Raw genomic sequence first — 15736 nt, 5'->3', positions numbered from 1 at the left:
TGCCCGATACGGTCTCTTAGCTTAAAAATTGATTGTTTTCGCCACGACCCCGGCGACTGTTCGAGTTTTGTCAGGGAGATTATGGTGGTGACCCTTGCTACGAAGCGGTCTTTTCTGACCAAGGTTGGGACGGTCTACCACTTCTCTCAATATACAAGGTTGGGTTGACGTAAGGAAACCCAACTCAATTATTAAAAAGTGTTGGGTTTCACTATCGTTCAACCCAACCTACGATGGGACTAAGGCGCTACCTTGGAACCTAATATTAACGAATCTACCTCAAACAATGAAGTACGAATGGGATCAAGACAAGAGCGACGCTAACTTAGAGAAGCACGGACTGAGTTTTGAGGATGCACCGCTAGTTTTTGGTGGTAAATGTGTTACCTTCGAGGATAGCCGTTTCGTTTATGGTGAGATAAGATATATTACGCTTGGCAAATTGAAGGGTCGAGTCGTCTTAATCGTCCATACCCCTCGCTCTAATAAAACTCGTATAATCTCAATGAGAAAGGCAAACAATCGTGAGCAAAAAATCTATCAAAAGCGACTTGAAGAGAATTGATGCGATGACGGATGAGAATATCGATTATTCTGATATTCCGCCGTTAGGTGATGAATTCTTTACCCAAGAAACAGTCTCTTTTTCGACATCAAAGCAGCAATTAACCATCCAACTAGATCAAGATATATTAGAATGGTTAAAAGCCCAAGGGAAAGGATATGAGACACAAATTAACTACATCTTGCGGGAAGTGATGGAACGGCAGCGGCAGTAAAAAACAACGAACCTGATTTGATTACAAGGTTTGTTGTTGCGCTTCATTTTTAAACATCTGATCTATTATTATAGTAAGTGAGCAAGATGCTCACACTTATAATGTATCTAACTTATTGAAAACGACTAGATAAAATTTTCTGAACAGCACAAATACTCGGAGATTTTTTGATGTCTTTAACTTATCGCTGTCAACTACAGAATCGTTCGATTACCCTGACGCAAGAATTGTCCGACAGTGGCGAAGCGAAAGTATGGCACACTAACTTTAATGGGTACTTAGCGAAAATCTACCACAATCCCCATAATGAAAGGGTTGATAAATTACAGTTAATGGTGAGAAATCGGCCCAGTGATCCTAATGCTAATCTTAACCATATTTCCTTCGCTTGGCCCTATTCTATCTTGGAAGATAACCAGGGAAAAGTCGTTGGGTTTTTAATGCCAGAAGTGGTGGGTTCAGAAACATTATTAAAGCTTTGTACGCCCATAATGAGAAGAAAATACAAGTTAGAAACTAATTGGTATTTTCTTCATGTAGTAGCGCGGAATATAGTCGCTATTATCCAAGCAATTCACCTTAAAGGTTATGTTTTGGGAGACATCAAGCTAGAAAATATCTTAGTGAATAATCGGGCGTTGCCTACAATTATTGATACAGATTCATTTCAAGTATCAGATCCCTATAGTAGTAAAATATATCGGTGTTTAGTTGGCTCAGAAGGATTTACACCGGCGGAATTAATCGGAGTGAATATAGCAGATGTAGATCAAACAGAAGTGCATGATCGCTTTCGATTAGGAGTTGTTGTTTATTATCTACTATTTGGCGGGCCGCCGTTTCGGGGATTGTGGCAAGGAGGAGGGGATTCCCTGGAACAGTCGGAACTAATTCGACGGGGACTATGGCCTTTTTCTGGGGATAAATTGCTTGTACCTAGTAATACTACCATACCATTAAATATTTTACATCCCGACTTACACGCCTTATTTTTGCGCTGTTTCAATGAGGGACATAAATTCCCCCACAGACGACCGACGGCTGAGGAATGGCGTGGTACTTTGGAAGCTGCACTAAAAGAGGTTATACGCTGTGGCAAAGTTGATAATCATTACTACAACCGCAGTTACGGAAAGTGTTATTGGTGTGAGCGATTTAGTGATTTAAATTTTGATATTTTTCCGGGGAACAGTATCGCTACTGTGACACCCTTCACCGAAAACCTACCCAAGGGAATAACACTGGAGATGGTGAGCTTACCAGCAGGTCAATTTTTCATGGGATCTCCTGACAGCGATCCCAATGCTAAAAGTCGAGAAAAGCCTCAACACCAAGTTAAAGTCAACAGTTTTGCGATCGGGAAATATCCTGTCACTCAGGCACAATATGAAGCGGTAATGGGAACCAATCCCTCTCTGTTTCAAAATTGTTTTAAAAATAATCCCCAAAATCCGGTAGAAATGGTTAGTTGGGACGAAGCTCAAGCTTTCTGCAAGGAATTGAGTCAAATAACCGGCAAAACCTATCGCCTACCGACAGAAGCGGAATGGGAATATGCTTGTCGTGGGGGGTTAGGAGATTATGCTTGGTATTACGGAAATTCTCAAGATACAACTCATCCTGTGGGCCAGAAAAAGCCCAATGCTTGGGGACTCTATGACATGAGTGGCAATGTTTGGGAGTGGTGCGAAGACAATTGGCACGATAACTATATCGGAGCGCCAAAGGATGGCAGTGCTTGGCTGACAAATGATCATGATTATCAAATAGTGCGGGGCGGTTCTTGGTTCATCAATCCATCTTACTGCCGTTCCGCTTACCGCGACGAATTCTACCGCGACGGCTACGACGACATCGGTTTTCGGGTGGTGTGCGGTGCTGGGAGGACCCTGTAACCCTTATTCCCTTTTTACCCTTTTTTATCCTTTTTACCCTTTTTCTCTTTTTCCCGCCTAGCGGCGGGTCGATTTTTTTGAAAAAATTGAGGTAGTGTTAAATTTTGTTAAGGACAATGAAAAATGAAACAGTTATCGGTTGTTAAAAAGCCGTGGGTTGGGTTGAGGAAGGAAACCCAACCCAATGATTTAAAAATGTTGGGTTTCACTATCGTTTGGCCTAACCTACGATCAGACTACGGACGAAAAAGTGAGCGCCGATCTCCTAGGGTGTGTTAATGTTGGTATAGCCTACCAGCCGACTTTACATGGCGGGTTACTGTAACCTTAACGATCTCAAGTGTTTTGTCAAGGATAATTTGGGGGATTTTGCTCACCAATGAAACAAGCTATTACAGCGAAGGTTGTTAAAATAACCACCAACAAGGCCGAAAAAATCTTGTTAAATTCTGGTTTTAAGAAAAAACAAGCTCAAGTTATCTTAAGCAAAATTACTAATTTTTGTCAACATTGGAAAATTCTTGAAATGTCTTTATTTGGTTCAGTATTAAGGGAAGACTTTCGAGTTGATAGTGATATTGATGTTCTTTATAAGTTTGCTCCCAATCATGGCTGGGATTTGTTTGATATTGTTCAGATGAAAGAAGAATTAGAGGAGATATTCGGACGCAAAGTTGACTTGGTTAATCAAGAGGGACTGAAAAACCCCTATCGTCGTTACGAAATTTTAAAAACTCATCAGCTAATTTATCGTCATGAACAGTCGTGAGGCCGGATATCTTTGGGATATGGTCGAAGCTATTACTAATATCCAAGAATTTATTCAAGATATTTCTGTGGAAGAATATTCCAAGAGTCTTTTGTTACAAAGTGCTGTGGAAAGACAATTAGAAATTTTAGGAGAAGCAGCCCGTAGAATTCCTGAGACTTTTCAACAAAAACACACCAAAATTGATTGGAGGGGAATTATTGGACTCAGAAATATTATTAGCCATCAGTACGATCAGGTTCAACCAGAAATTGTCTGGAATATTATTACAGTAAGACTTTCTCCTTTGCTAGAACAATTGCAGTCTCTATTACCACCATTGCCCCAATGATAATAATTTAAAAAATTAAGTTAATGGCAGATTATGACTGCTATCCTCTCTGGGGAATCGATCAAATAGGTGAGATAGATTTCTCGGAATTACCCTTTAGCAGTGAACAGTAAACAATTATCACTTAGAATGAATTGTAAAGGTTACGAAGCAGTAGTTTTTTTTGATGACGAGGCGGGTATCTTTCACGGTGAGGTGGCCAACGTCCGAGATGTTATCACTTTTCAGGGAGAGAGTGTGGCGGAATTGCAGCAGGCTTTTGCTGATTCAGTGGAAGATTACCTAGCTTTTTGTGCCGAGCGCGGGGAAAAGCCAGAAAAACCTTTTTCTGATAGTTTTCTGTCACAGCTAGACCGGAAATTACACCAACAAATTTAGCAATAGGTAGGTAGGTTGGGTCCTCGGAACGAAACCCAACCCAATTATTTAGGGTTTGCTGAAAAAGGCCTAGGGTGGGGTCAGGCAGAAGGCTCCGAGGCTGCGAGGCAGGAGTTTCAGGCTTTGTTGCCCTGCTTTTTGTACCAGTTTGTGTACTGCACGAAAGATAATGCCAGGTTTTTGAAGGTCCCAATCCTATTTTCGCAGCATGAACATCGGATTTTAACAGGTCAAAAGCCTTATTTTAAAAGGTTTTTACCATTATTCAGCAACCCCTAAATAATTAATTCATAGCGAATTTTCATCTTTCCCTCCTAATTTATATTTTAAAATTAGATTACGAATTTGTTTGACTTGATAAGTCTTTGCTTTTCCTTGTTTGGGTTGTAGATTTAAAATTTCTTCAATTCCTTCTTGAATGAAAATATGATGACTTCCTCGTATTCTCTCATCAAAGCCAAGTTTTCTCAGCAGTTGACAAAGTTGCTCAAACTTTTTCTCGTTTAGCGGCCGCCAGCATTAAATCCCAGGTTTTTTGATTGGCAATTTGGCTATAGGTAGGGTAACTAATGCCATTCAGTCCCAAAGCTTGCAAAGCCCCAATGCTGGCTCTTCTCGACTTTGTGTGATAATTTTTGCTTATGGAATCGTGAAATGTTGACTGAGAAGGACTTTTACGACTATTTTGCCGAAGAAACTATCAGTATAGGCTTCGTTTCCACACATAAACCAGAAGAGCCCAATGCTTCCCCGTCTCCACAGTAAAATAGGCAATGCTCACCCTAGTCATGCAAGGCGTAAAATTTCCCAGATTTTCGGATATTCTCGCTAACTACTTTTGTAGATCTTCATTGGCCCGAAAAATCGCTTCTTGACCATCACTAGAGGACACAAAACCCATAAAAGCTTTAACCGCTTCACTAGCAGGTTCTTTGTAAACATAGTAAAGGGTACGCTGCCAAGGATAATTAGGTTCACTGGGTAAAATTCCCTCAATAGCGATCGCTCTTACGGTTTTTTGGTCGGCAATTTGGCTATAGGTGGCGTAACTAATGCCATTCAGTCCTAAAACTCGCAAAATTGGGGTGGTGGCATCTCTATCCATCATTTGAAAATTAGTTCCCCTACCAAATTCCCCCCCTTGCAGGACTTCCTGACGAAAACTTTGATAAGTGCCACTAATAGGAGGACGATTAATCACTTGAATAGTAGCAGCAGAACCTCCCACCTCCGACCAAGAGGTGATTTTTCCGGTAAAAATATCTTTAACTTGGGCAGTGGTTAACCCCCCCGCAAAGGGATTTTTTACTCCCACTACAACAGCGATCGCATCTCGAACGATCGGACTAGAAGCCAATCCCTGAGAGCGTTCTGACTCGGTTAAAGGTCGTGACACCGCCGCAATATCGATCGCCCCCCGGGCTACTTCCTCTAATCCCTTATCAGATCCTTGAGCATTTGTCAAGACTTCTACCCCCTGAAATTTGGCCGTTAAAGCGGCTTTTAAGGCTTGATTAATCTGTACCATACTGGTGGAGCCGTTAATGCGAATTGTCGTGCCACTGGGGATAGAAGTCGGTGGGGCAAAACTGACCACTCGCTGGGGTAAAGGGGGAGGGGGTAGGGGAGAGGAGGCACTTTCCGATGTTGGCGATTTTTGCGGACTTTTACTGCTGCCACAGAGAAAAAATTCTTGACCCGCAGCACATTGACTTTGTAGCCAAAAGTAACCCCCACCTAAAATGCCCGCAGTGGCTAAAAGAGCGATTATTAAAGCAGTTGTTTCGTTTTTTTGAGACATACCCATCATTTGCTGACATTAGGGGGTCGATCGCCCCGACACCGGTGATCAATGGAAGTTTCGATGATATTATCTTAGTGCATGGAAATCCACTCTTGATTTAGGACTGTATATCATGACCCACGCACCTATATCCCCAGTCGTACTGGTTATCCTTGATGGTTGGGGTTATCGCCCGCAAAGGTCGGATAATGCGATCGCAATGGCGAAAACCCCGATTATGGATAGTCTCTGGGAAGTGTATCCCCACACCTTAATCCGCACCTCCGCTAAGGATGTGGGACTACCGGAAGGACAGATGGGTAACTCGGAAGTTGGCCACCTCAATATCGGAGCGGGGCGGGTTGTACCACAAGAATTAGTACGGATTTCCGACGCGATCGAAGATGGTTCGATTCAACAAAATCAGGCTTTATTAAAACTCTGCGCCGAGATTCGCCCTAAAAAAAGCAAATTACACCTAATTGGTTTGTGTTCCGAGGGGGGAGTTCATTCCCATCTCGATCACTTACTGGGATTATTAGACTTAGCGAAAGTGCAAGGGATTAGCGATGTCTGCATTCATGTCATCACCGATGGTCGCGATACCAACGTCACCGACGGAATGCCGGCGATTAAACGGATTCAAGAACATATTAATAAAATTAAACTCGGTCGCCTGGTGACTCTCAGTGGGCGTTATTATGCCATGGATCGGGATCGCCGTTGGGATCGGGTGGAAAAAGCCTATAACGTGATGACCAGTGATCAAGGTATCGACGGGCGATCGATTACTGAAGTATTACAGGCATTTTATGATCAAAATATTACCGATGAATTTATTCCCCCCACCAGAATTGCCCCGGGGGCGATCGAAGCAGGCGATGGGGTGATATTCTATAATTTCCGTCCCGATCGAGCTAGACAGTTATGTTATGCCCTGACTATGCCCGATTTTGAAGATTTCGATCGAGATTTAATTTCTCCCCTCAGTTTTGTTACTTTCACCCAATACGATCCGAAATTACCGGTAGATGTGGCCTTTGCTCCCCAGAATTTAAATAATATTTTAGGACAGGTGATCGCTCAACAGGGATTAAAACAGTTTCGTTGTGCAGAAACCGAAAAATATCCCCACGTCACCTACTTTTTTAATGGGGGGTTAGAAAAACCCTTTGAGGGAGAAGTACGCGAATTAATTCCTAGTCCAAAAGTCGCCACCTATGACCAAGCTCCGGCCATGTCGGCAGCCGCGGTGACAACAGCAGTCTGTGCGGCGATCGAACAGGGGATCTATAGTCTGGTGGTAGTCAATTACGCTAACCCCGATATGGTGGGTCATACGGGCATTTTAGACGCGGCCATGAAAGCAGTGGAAACGGTGGATCTATGCTTGGCTAAGTTGTTAAGTAGCATCAATAAATTGGGGGGAACAGTGTTAATCACTGCCGACCACGGTAACGCGGAAACGATGGTGGATGAGTCGGGTAATCCTTGGACGGCCCACACGACTAATCCCGTTCCTTTAATTTTAATTGAAGGGGAAGGGAGAAAAATACCCGGCCACGGTGGCGATGTGCAGCTGCGGGATGATGGTCGTTTAGCCGATATTGCCCCCACTATCCTGGAAATTCTCTCTATTCCCGTCCCGATAGAAATGACCGGGCGATCGCTGATTAAACCGGCCGAAGTGGAAATTAAAGCCAGTCGCACTCCCGTCCGCATCTCGCTTTAACGAGTAAAAAGTCAAGAAAGGGGAATTTTATGCTGAAAACCATCGAAGGTGTTTATCGAGATGGACAAATACACCTAACCGAGTTACCCAATGATATTAGCGATCGCTCACAAGTGCTGGTGACTTTTCTCGATCAAATCGATCCTAGTAAGCTCAGACAACTGATGGAGTATTTAGAGAGCATTGAGGGGATTCAGCAAGGTTTTGAGGAGATAAACTCCGGTAAAACCCGTCCTCTTGCCGATTTTGCCCAAGAAATGGCCGAAAAATATGGTATTTCAGGTTGAAATTACCCCAACTGCCACGGCACAGATCGAAAAAGCCTATCGCTGGTATCGAGGTTATAATGCCGAGTTTGCTGACCGTTGGTTTCGAGGATTAATGAATGCTATTGCGACTCTGCAAGAGAAACCAACTCGTTGTGCTTTAGCGCTCGAACAGACGATTTTTCTACCCAAAGAAGTCCGACAACTTTTTTATGGGAAAGGTAAAAATGTCTATCGAGTGCTTTTTACAATTAGAGATAGTACGGTTTATGTGTTAAGTAGCTGGTTATAATTAAATTAAAAATGGATTTTAGGTTCGATCCCCCCTGCCCCCCTTGATAAGGGGGGTGCCGATCCCCCCTTAGTCCCCCCTTTAATCCCCCCTTGATAAGGGGGGTGTCTGACAACTTTTAACGCCTACCTACTTATATGTTCGCCATAGCGCCCAAGCACCACTAACACTTGAGGATATAGAGGATGAAGAGGACCCTAGTTGATAACTAATTCAAAGCTGACGGCTTGATAACTGCTATACTTTGTAATGGAAAATAGAGAGTAATAATCATGACAGTGGTGCTGGTAGTACAGATTATTTGGGCGCTGGCGGCGGCCTTTCTGGCGATTTTGGTGTTATTACACAGTCCCAAAGGGGATGGTATTGGCGGTATTGGCGGCCAATCACAGATTTTTACCAGCGCAAAAACGGCGGAAAAAACCTTAAATCAGGTGACTTGGGCGTTGGGGACTGTATTTATCACCCTAACTATTGTACTGAGCGCCGGCTGGTTAAATCGCTAAATGCTAAGAGGTCGGTTCTCTTTTCTAGGACTCGCAGCCTTGGCGAGTCTCTTGCTGTTTTCCTATTCTTTGATTGCCGACAGTCGATCGCTACCAGAGTTAAAAACCCATCCTTTACCCGCTAATTTAGCCCAATGGCAAGAGCAAAACCAGTCCGGGGATTATTTTGATGCTGTGGAAATCAGTCCCGTGGGGGCGTTGATTTGGTCGCAATTTCCCGTGAAGATTTATGTTCACAGCGATCGCAGTTCTTGGCTGAGTTTGGTACAACAGGCGATCGCTGAATGGGGGCAGTATTTGCCGATGGAGTTGGTAAATCGGGCAGAATTGGCCGATATCCTCATTAAACGGGAGTTACCGCCGTCGGGAGTCCGTTTTAATCCCGAAACTGGTAAGTTAGAACTGCCCCGGGTGCGTTCTGCCATAACACAATACGAGATTTTTGTCAAGGAAAATCGCTTAACTCATCGGATGAGTATCCAGATTAGTCCTAATTTAGCCGATCGGTCGGCCTTAGCGGCAGCGCGGCACGAATTAGGTCACGCTTTGGGAATTTGGGGTCATAGTCCCCTGGAGACGGATGTGATGTATTTCGCTCAAACTAGAGATATTGCCCCGATTTCTAGCCGGGATATTAACACTTTAAAAAAGGTTTATCAGCAGCCAACTAAGTTAGGTTGGCAGATGGATCAGCTAGGGTATCTAATACCTGAATAGGTAAATATTGCTCTTCAGTCGGTTCTGCTATTAAAAAGTATAAGTTATGGATATACTTAGGGCTTGCTGAATAATGGTGAAATATAGACGAAGTAAGGGTTTTAGGGTCTTGTTTCGCGAAACAGGTGCAAGATTTTGAGAGAATCGTGGTTCAAAACCTTGCGTCTTCATGGTTCCGCGTCCTGTAGGGGCGAAGCATTCGGGCAATAACCTATCGGTAAAACCGGAGATTTTCTATCCGAATGCTTCGCCCGTACTTTTTGCCGCAAACCCCTACTTAACTGACTAAGATGCAGCAATGTTCCTGACTCCATTGCTATCTGTTAACCTATAGATAGAATATTTTAAATCAGCTTATGAAAGTGGTGCGGCTGGCTTGGGTGTTAACTTTGGCATTGATGATCATGCCGCCGACAACAGTGGCACAAACACTGGAGCAGTTATGGCAACAGGGTGAAACCGCTCAAGCGCAAAAAAAATACCCGGAAGCCGAAAGAATCTGGCGACAAATTATTCAGCTTGATCCTAACAGTGCTGTGGCTTTTAGCAATCTCTGCGCCGCGCTATTCCGTCAAAATAAGTTAGACGAAGCACTGATTTTCTGTCAAAAAGCTCTCGCTCTCGATCCAAAACTTCCAGAAACCTACAAAAATATAGGTAATGTCCTATATTTCCAGAAAAAACTGACGGAAGCCGAGGAAATGTACCGTAGGGCGCTCGCTCTTGATGATAAGTATGTCTATGCCTACAACAATCTCGGTAACGTGCTGTATAACCAGAAAAAACTGAAGGAAGCGGAGGAAATGTACCGTAGGGCCTTAGATTTACCGGATAATACTACTGGGACTCCTACTACCGCTCACACCCTTGCCCATAATGGTTTGGGTCTGCTCCTACAGGAACAGGGCAAGCTAGAGGCAGCGATCGCTGAGTTCGAGAAGGCGACGAAAATCGATCCCCAGTATGAATTTGCCAGCAATAACCTGCAAGAGGCCCGGCGCTTGTTATCCTTGCAGCAACAACCAGAGCAGATCATCGCTTTGAATAATACTAAATATTTACCCCAAGAGGATCCCCTCACCCGGATCAAGCGATCGATCGTTAAAATCAGTGTTGTCTTTACCGGTAACGCCAAGGGGACTGCCTACGGTACGGGTTATGTGGTCAAACGCCGGGGAACAACGGTGTGGATTATCACTAATCGTCATGTGGTGGTCGATCGCGACACGGAACAGAAGGGCGATAATCTGGAAGTGGAACCCTATTATGGCGAAAATCTACCCAACCTCCCGCGCGATCGTGTAGTGGCTAAAATAATTCACATCACCCAACCCCAAGAAAACTTGGATTTAGCTTTGCTGGAAGTCACGGGTTTACCAGACGATATCAGTCCTTTAACCTTTCATCAAGGCGAAATTAACCCACAAACACCGATTTCTATCATCGGACATCCTGAATCAAAAGATTGGTCGAAGTACGAGGCGATTACCATCGGCATTCAGTCTAGTAGCGGCAATTTATTAATCGATGTGAGTCTGGCCGTGGGGGGGTCTGGCAGTCCAGTATTTGATCAGGAAATGCGGGTGATCGGATTGATGTTTAAAACGATTAACGAGTCCCAAATCGATTCTTCCGGTATCGGTTTCGCTTACCCAATCGATCGAGTTCTCCAAAAATTAGCTCAATGGCAGGTGGTTGTACCATGAAAAAATCATTTATTGTCCTCAACTTAACAATTCTTAGTCTTATTTTGGTCTCGTTCTTCCCTATTCAAGCTCAAAACTGTGGGACGGGAAATACTAGATCTAGCAACTATATCCAGAGAGATAATGACAAGCGCTGTGAGGGAATAGCTCCGATCGATATTGCGGGCAGTTTTAGTCTTATTTCCCTTTCTATCGGCCGGATTCGGGAGATGACTGACTCCCTAAAGTTGGAAGTGCCTAGTCGTAATAACCGAGCGCCAAAAGTGATAGTGCGTTCTTTGCCAAAAAATTATCAACTCGCTCCCTTCACCTTGCGTCCCCAAGGTTCTCGCTATCAATTTAAATGGTCTAACTATGTTATTGATCGCGAAGATATCGCCCTTGAAAGTCTGCGGGCCACGGCCTCTATCAGTGACGGTAAATTGATCTATTTGCCAGTTATTTTTAATCAGGCAAAAACCTATGATATCGTCCTTTTTGCTAATGTGCGTAGCCAGATCAAAGAATTACAAATCCTCCAGAACAACGAGGTTATCTATGAGACTTCTCGCCCTAACTGGCAACCAAAAGGAGAAATTTTCTTTAGTTGGGATGGTCGTACTTCTGATGGTAAACTGGCTAAGGCGGGATTGTACGAATTGCGAGTCAAAGCTTTATTAGAACAAGATGATGCTCCTCCCAGAAATGCCCCGATTAATATAACTTTTGAACATAATCCCCAGTGGCTAAAATGAAGTCCAAGCATAATTTTAAAAGTTTCTGGCGATTTATCAGGAAAAATCTCAAGTTTTGCACAGTTTTTATAGTTACTCTAGCACTGGTTTTCCTGTCAATTTTTTGGGGAATTATCCCAGTTAAACAAAACTTTGAAGGCAATTTATTGGTAAAAAGCTTTAGTTTTACCTGTCAAGAAAACGAAAGTTTATTGCTCAAAGATGTCTATAATCTTTCCCAAATAGATCTATCGGGACTGAAAAAATTTACCCTCGCTGGCATTTTTAGCAGTCTTGCAGATACCGAACTGAATAAACGAGAGCGACTAGAAATTGAATCAATCCGGGAAAATAGCACTTTAACAATTACCCCGACGGCGGATTTTATCCTGCAAGAACTCCGTTTACAAAAGGAAACTAGAGTTAAAAATCTCAAATACGCGCCTTTTAATAATCTTTTGGCTTTTAGTTTGCAGCCAAATTCTCAACCAGTAAATTTATCATTTAATCCTAGCGGCAACCCGATTAAAATAACTCTCTCTGGTTATAAAATTGCTAATTTACCCCAAAAAAAAGAGGATATTCCCCTCGAATTTAATCTCAGTACCACCGAATTTAAATTAGAAATACAACAAGCGATCGATGTTAATTTACAACTTTCTCAAGAGCAAGAACAGCCTATTTTTTGGCGCAATATTAAAGTTAATAATGTTAGATTTGAGCGACCGATTATCACTGGTAATAATGTGAGAGATGACTTAGTGGAATCGACAATTATTTCTGGTAATATCCGGATGGCTCAACAGGATCTTAAGCTAGAAGAAAATCAATTCCTAATCGTCGAGAAACCGGGGGTAGAGATATTAAATCAGATAAAAATTATCCGAGAGGATAGTAACCAAAACCTCAAACTAAAAACCACGGGGGAAAACTTGCAGATTACCGAGGCATCACAAGGTTTAGAAGTGAGCGTTTCCGGCAATACCAACAGCATCCAAGTGGGGTTAAATCCGCGACTACCGATCGCCCAAATTCAAGGCAGTTTTTTATCCCGTTATCTTGGCAGCGAGGCGATCGTGGCGATAATTTCCTTTTCTGCTGGTTTAATCGTTTCCTTGCTTTCGTGGTTATTCGATAATTTTCCCGCTTCTCCCTAAAAATTACCGTCCCGCTCGCTAAACTGCCAAATTGATAAGATCCTTTGACCTTTCGCCGCCCTATTGAGCAAAACTAGGTATAAACACTTTCTTAAGAATTAACCTATGTCACAATAGATGAGGATAAACCAAATAGTGTGAAATTGTAAACTAGGTATTACTGAATGGAACCGCTTTATCAGTACGCGTGGCTAGTTCCCGTCCTGCCTTTGGTAGGCGCTACCCTAGTCGGCGCGGGCTTAATTTCCTTTAATGAAGTCACCAATCGTCTGCGACAGGTGAATGCTGTATTAATCATTTCTACCCTCGGCGCGTCGATGGTGCTTTCTTTTGCGCTGCTGTGGAGTCAAATCAATGGACACGCTCCCTACAACCAAATGATCGATTGGGCATCGGCGGGTAACTTTCACCTGAAAATGGGTTATACGATCGATCACCTCAGTGCTTTAATGTCGGTTATCGTCACCACCGTGGCCTTTTTGGTGATGATTTATACCGATGGTTACATGGCCCACGACCCCGGTTATGTGCGTTTTTACGCCTATCTGAGCATTTTTAGCAGTTCTATGCTCGGTTTGGTCATCAGTCCCAACCTCGTCCAGATCTACGTTTTCTGGGAATTGGTGGGGATGTGTTCCTATCTGCTAGTAGGTTTCTGGTTCACTCGTCCGGCGGCTGCCGAGGCCTGTCAAAAAGCCTTTGTTACCAACCGCGTCGGCGATTTTGGCTTATTACTGGGAATGCTGGGTCTTTTCTGGGCCACCGGTAGCTTTGAGTTTGATATCATGGGTGAACGTCTAGAGGAATTAGTCTCTTCTGGAGCCATTGCCGGCAGTTTAGCGGCATTATTCGCCGTTTTAGTCTTCCTTGGCCCCGTGGCCAAATCAGCCCAGTTTCCCCTTCATGTCTGGCTACCGGATGCCATGGAAGGTCCGACCCCGATTTCGGCCCTGATTCACGCCGCCACGATGGTAGCCGCCGGAGTTTTCCTGATTGCCCGGATGTATCCCGTTTTTGAGCCAATTCCCACGGCGATGACGGTAATTGCTTGGACGGGGGCCTTTACTGCCTTTCTAGGGGCAAGTATCGCCCTCACCCAGAATGATATCAAAAAGGGTTTAGCCTATTCCACCATCTCCCAATTGGGTTACATGGTTATGGCTATGGGTATCGGCGCTTATAGTGCGGGATTATTCCACCTGATGACCCACGCTTATTTTAAAGCGATGTTGTTCCTCGGTTCCGGTTCGGTCATCCACGGTATGGAGGATGTGGTCGGTCATGAGCCGGTTTTAGCGCAAGATATGCGGATGATGGGCGGTTTACGCAAGTATATGCCCATTACTGCCCTAACTTTCCTGGTGGGAACTCTGGCCATCTGTGGGATTCCTCCTTTCGCTGGTTTCTGGTCGAAGGATGAAATTCTCGGTTTAGCTTTTGAGGCGAACCCGTCCTTATGGTTAATCGGTTGGGCTACTGCGGGTTTAACGGCTTTTTATATGTTCCGGATGTACTTTAACACTTTTGAAGGGGAGTTTAGAGGCACTAATAAGGAGATTAAACGCCGACTGTTAGCCAATGCGGGCGCGATTCCGGCTTTTGGACCGGGGGCAATGAATGTTAAGCAATTAGACTCGGAAGCACAGGAAGAAGACAACCACGGCCATCATGCCCATGAACCCCACGAATCGCCAATTACTATGACTTTACCTCTCATGATTTTGGCGGTTCCTTCTTTGTTAATCGGTTTGGTGGGTAAACCTTGGCAGAATTTCTTCGAGGGTTTTATTCATGTTCCTAACGAAGTGGTGGAAGAAGTTCATGCTTTTGATTGGACAGAGTTTCTGATTATGGCGGGTAATTCGGTGGGGATTGCTTTAATCGGGATTACTGTCGCTTCTTTGATGTATCTCCAGAAGAAAATTGACCCCGCAACTATTGCCGAAAAATTCCCCGCTTTGTATCGTTTTTCCCTGAACAAATGGTACATTGATAATCTCTATGATCGAGTTTTTGTACAGGGTTGTCGTCGTCTCGCACGGCAAATTATGGAGGTGGATTATCGCGTTATCGATGGGGCTGTGAATTTAACCGGTTTAGCTACTCTTGTCAGTGGTGAAGGTCTTAAATACCTTGAAAATGGTCGCGCCCAATTCTACGCTTTAATTGTCTTTGCCGCAGTTTTGGGCTTAGTAATTGTCTATAGTCTGGTGTAGATTTTTAATCGGTTGACTAAAGATTTTTGGGGGCGCGAAGCCCCTTTTTTCAGCTTTAAGTCTCCCTTGTTAATCTGTTGAGTATAGGCTACATATCAGGACAGGCAAAAGGGAACAGGGAGAATAAATAATCAGTCTTTAATAACTGGATTTATTGTAAGATAATATTACATTTTTTGGGGAAGAAAAAGTATAGATATGAAACTATAACAAAGATAGATTTAAACTCTGATAAAAACTCTTGAGTCGCAGACAAAATATGGCTCTTCGTTACTCTTTATGCTAAATCAACATACAAGATGCCAAGACAACATACTTCTAACCCAAAAATTCCGAAAGTTTCTAAAGCCATAGGCTCTCCGTTTTATTAGTTTAAGTTTATTGTTGATTCCCTCGACCATCCCATTCGTTGTCCTTCGCTCGAAATAACTAATTATTTCTCCAAACCAGTTTCGGATTGTTTGACAACTCTTAGTAAAAACACTGGAGGATTTTG

At 43.5% G+C, this 15736-nt stretch carries 17 protein-coding genes and 1 pseudogene; 15 read left to right on the top strand and 3 right to left on the bottom strand.

The features are described from left to right. Positions 1 to 286: 286 nt before the first annotated feature. The 6 genes from PN470_RS20185 (at position 287) to PN470_RS20160 (ending at position 4152) form a co-directional block, all read left to right on the top strand. Positions 287 to 565: a BrnT family toxin gene (locus PN470_RS20185; protein ID WP_002772034.1), complete on the top strand. Its 279-nt coding sequence runs from the start codon at positions 287 to 289 to the stop codon at positions 563 to 565. A gap of 4 nt (positions 566 to 569) precedes the next feature. Further along, a complete protein-coding gene (locus PN470_RS20180; protein WP_016514700.1) occupies positions 570 to 779 on the top strand; it encodes a BrnA antitoxin family protein in 210 nt (69 codons plus the stop codon). A gap of 170 nt (positions 780 to 949) precedes the next feature. Next, a complete protein-coding gene (locus PN470_RS20175) occupies positions 950 to 2674 on the top strand; it encodes an SUMF1/EgtB/PvdO family nonheme iron enzyme (RefSeq protein ID WP_272104998.1) in 1725 nt (574 codons plus the stop codon). A gap of 379 nt (positions 2675 to 3053) precedes the next feature. Beyond that, positions 3054 to 3443 (top strand): nucleotidyltransferase family protein, encoded by a 390-nt coding sequence (locus PN470_RS20170; RefSeq protein ID WP_002795690.1) that lies wholly within the window; start codon positions 3054 to 3056, stop codon positions 3441 to 3443. Beyond that, a complete protein-coding gene (locus PN470_RS20165) occupies positions 3430 to 3774 on the top strand; it encodes a HepT-like ribonuclease domain-containing protein (RefSeq protein ID WP_103111999.1) in 345 nt (114 codons plus the stop codon). Before PN470_RS20170 ends, PN470_RS20165 begins: the two co-directional genes overlap by 14 nt. A gap of 129 nt (positions 3775 to 3903) precedes the next feature. After that, positions 3904 to 4152: a type II toxin-antitoxin system HicB family antitoxin gene (locus PN470_RS20160; protein ID WP_103112000.1), complete on the top strand. Its 249-nt coding sequence runs from the start codon at positions 3904 to 3906 to the stop codon at positions 4150 to 4152. A 288-nt stretch (positions 4153 to 4440) separates the two neighbouring features. On the opposite strand, the pseudogene PN470_RS20155 reads toward PN470_RS20160, so the two are convergent. Beyond that, positions 4441 to 4629 (bottom strand): annotated as a pseudogene (locus PN470_RS20155) (type II toxin-antitoxin system HicA family toxin); the annotation flags it as partial. A 355-nt stretch (positions 4630 to 4984) separates the two neighbouring features. Next, the gene (locus tag PN470_RS20150) at positions 4985 to 5962 is read right to left on the bottom strand and encodes a phosphate ABC transporter substrate-binding protein (protein ID WP_271936064.1); all 978 of its coding nucleotides are present in this window, start codon (positions 5960 to 5962) and stop codon (positions 4985 to 4987) included. A gap of 106 nt (positions 5963 to 6068) precedes the next feature. On the opposite strand from PN470_RS20150, the gene gpmI reads away from it, so the two are divergent. The 9 genes from gpmI (at position 6069) to PN470_RS20105 (ending at position 15240) form a co-directional block, all read left to right on the top strand. Then, positions 6069 to 7667, top strand: coding sequence for a 2,3-bisphosphoglycerate-independent phosphoglycerate mutase (gpmI, locus tag PN470_RS20145; protein WP_271936062.1), 1599 nt, complete (start codon positions 6069 to 6071; stop codon positions 7665 to 7667). Between the two features lie 29 nt (positions 7668 to 7696). Then, complete coding sequence (locus PN470_RS20140; RefSeq protein WP_002736285.1) at positions 7697 to 7954, top strand: hypothetical protein; 258 nt, start codon at positions 7697 to 7699, stop codon at positions 7952 to 7954. Continuing rightward, positions 7938 to 8225: a type II toxin-antitoxin system RelE/ParE family toxin gene (locus tag PN470_RS20135; RefSeq protein WP_002737927.1), complete on the top strand. Its 288-nt coding sequence runs from the start codon at positions 7938 to 7940 to the stop codon at positions 8223 to 8225. The genes PN470_RS20140 and PN470_RS20135 overlap by 17 nt, the downstream gene beginning before the upstream one ends. A gap of 272 nt (positions 8226 to 8497) precedes the next feature. Further along, positions 8498 to 8731, top strand: a complete 234-nt coding sequence (gene secG, locus PN470_RS20130; RefSeq protein WP_002736485.1) for a preprotein translocase subunit SecG — start codon at positions 8498 to 8500, stop codon at positions 8729 to 8731. Next, complete coding sequence (locus PN470_RS20125; protein ID WP_110580115.1) at positions 8732 to 9448, top strand: peptidase; 717 nt, start codon at positions 8732 to 8734, stop codon at positions 9446 to 9448. Positions 9449 to 9804: 356 nt separating this feature from the next. Further along, positions 9805 to 11154, top strand: a complete 1350-nt coding sequence (locus tag PN470_RS20120; RefSeq protein WP_272104997.1) for a tetratricopeptide repeat protein — start codon at positions 9805 to 9807, stop codon at positions 11152 to 11154. Beyond that, a complete protein-coding gene (locus PN470_RS20115) occupies positions 11151 to 11888 on the top strand; it encodes a FlgD immunoglobulin-like domain containing protein (RefSeq protein ID WP_272104996.1) in 738 nt (245 codons plus the stop codon). The genes PN470_RS20120 and PN470_RS20115 overlap by 4 nt, the downstream gene beginning before the upstream one ends. Next, a complete protein-coding gene (locus PN470_RS20110) occupies positions 11885 to 13024 on the top strand; it encodes a hypothetical protein (protein WP_272104995.1) in 1140 nt (379 codons plus the stop codon). The genes PN470_RS20115 and PN470_RS20110 overlap by 4 nt, the downstream gene beginning before the upstream one ends. Before the next feature lie 164 nt (positions 13025 to 13188). Next, entirely contained in the window at positions 13189 to 15240 is a 2052-nt protein-coding gene (locus tag PN470_RS20105) for an NAD(P)H-quinone oxidoreductase subunit 5 (RefSeq protein WP_016514691.1), read from the top strand. A 287-nt stretch (positions 15241 to 15527) separates the two neighbouring features. On the opposite strand, the gene PN470_RS20100 is transcribed toward PN470_RS20105, so the two are convergent. Then, positions 15528 to 15736: transposase (locus PN470_RS20100; protein ID WP_272104994.1), on the bottom strand; the 209-nt coding region annotated here is incomplete at its 5' end.

The sequence above is a fragment of the Microcystis sp. CS-574 genome (genome assembly GCF_028329095.1).
GTDB classification, from domain to species: domain Bacteria; phylum Cyanobacteriota; class Cyanobacteriia; order Cyanobacteriales; family Microcystaceae; genus Microcystis; species Microcystis ichthyoblabe_A.
The sequence above is the reverse complement of the archived record's forward strand: the minus strand, read 5'-3'. Positions and strand labels throughout refer to the sequence as shown.

Coding starts and splice junctions, on each gene's coding strand:
- PN470_RS20170 (WP_002795690.1), top strand. CDS start 3,054: ATGAAACAAGCTATTACAGCGAAGGTTGTTAAAATAACCACCAACAAG.
- PN470_RS20120 (WP_272104997.1), top strand. CDS start 9,805: ATGAAAGTGGTGCGGCTGGCTTGGGTGTTAACTTTGGCATTGATGATC.
- PN470_RS20115 (WP_272104996.1), top strand. CDS start 11,151: ATGAAAAAATCATTTATTGTCCTCAACTTAACAATTCTTAGTCTTATT.
- PN470_RS20150 (WP_271936064.1), bottom strand. CDS start 5,962: ATGATGGGTATGTCTCAAAAAAACGAAACAACTGCTTTAATAATCGCT.
- PN470_RS20110 (WP_272104995.1), top strand. CDS start 11,885: ATGAAGTCCAAGCATAATTTTAAAAGTTTCTGGCGATTTATCAGGAAA.
- PN470_RS20135 (WP_002737927.1), top strand. CDS start 7,938: ATGGTATTTCAGGTTGAAATTACCCCAACTGCCACGGCACAGATCGAA.
- PN470_RS20105 (WP_016514691.1), top strand. CDS start 13,189: ATGGAACCGCTTTATCAGTACGCGTGGCTAGTTCCCGTCCTGCCTTTG.
- PN470_RS20175 (WP_272104998.1), top strand. CDS start 950: ATGTCTTTAACTTATCGCTGTCAACTACAGAATCGTTCGATTACCCTG.
- secG (WP_002736485.1), top strand. CDS start 8,498: ATGACAGTGGTGCTGGTAGTACAGATTATTTGGGCGCTGGCGGCGGCC.
- PN470_RS20160 (WP_103112000.1), top strand. CDS start 3,904: ATGAATTGTAAAGGTTACGAAGCAGTAGTTTTTTTTGATGACGAGGCG.
- PN470_RS20125 (WP_110580115.1), top strand. CDS start 8,732: ATGCTAAGAGGTCGGTTCTCTTTTCTAGGACTCGCAGCCTTGGCGAGT.
- gpmI (WP_271936062.1), top strand. CDS start 6,069: ATGACCCACGCACCTATATCCCCAGTCGTACTGGTTATCCTTGATGGT.
- PN470_RS20180 (WP_016514700.1), top strand. CDS start 570: ATGACGGATGAGAATATCGATTATTCTGATATTCCGCCGTTAGGTGAT.
- PN470_RS20165 (WP_103111999.1), top strand. CDS start 3,430: ATGAACAGTCGTGAGGCCGGATATCTTTGGGATATGGTCGAAGCTATT.
- PN470_RS20185 (WP_002772034.1), top strand. CDS start 287: ATGAAGTACGAATGGGATCAAGACAAGAGCGACGCTAACTTAGAGAAG.
- PN470_RS20140 (WP_002736285.1), top strand. CDS start 7,697: ATGCTGAAAACCATCGAAGGTGTTTATCGAGATGGACAAATACACCTA.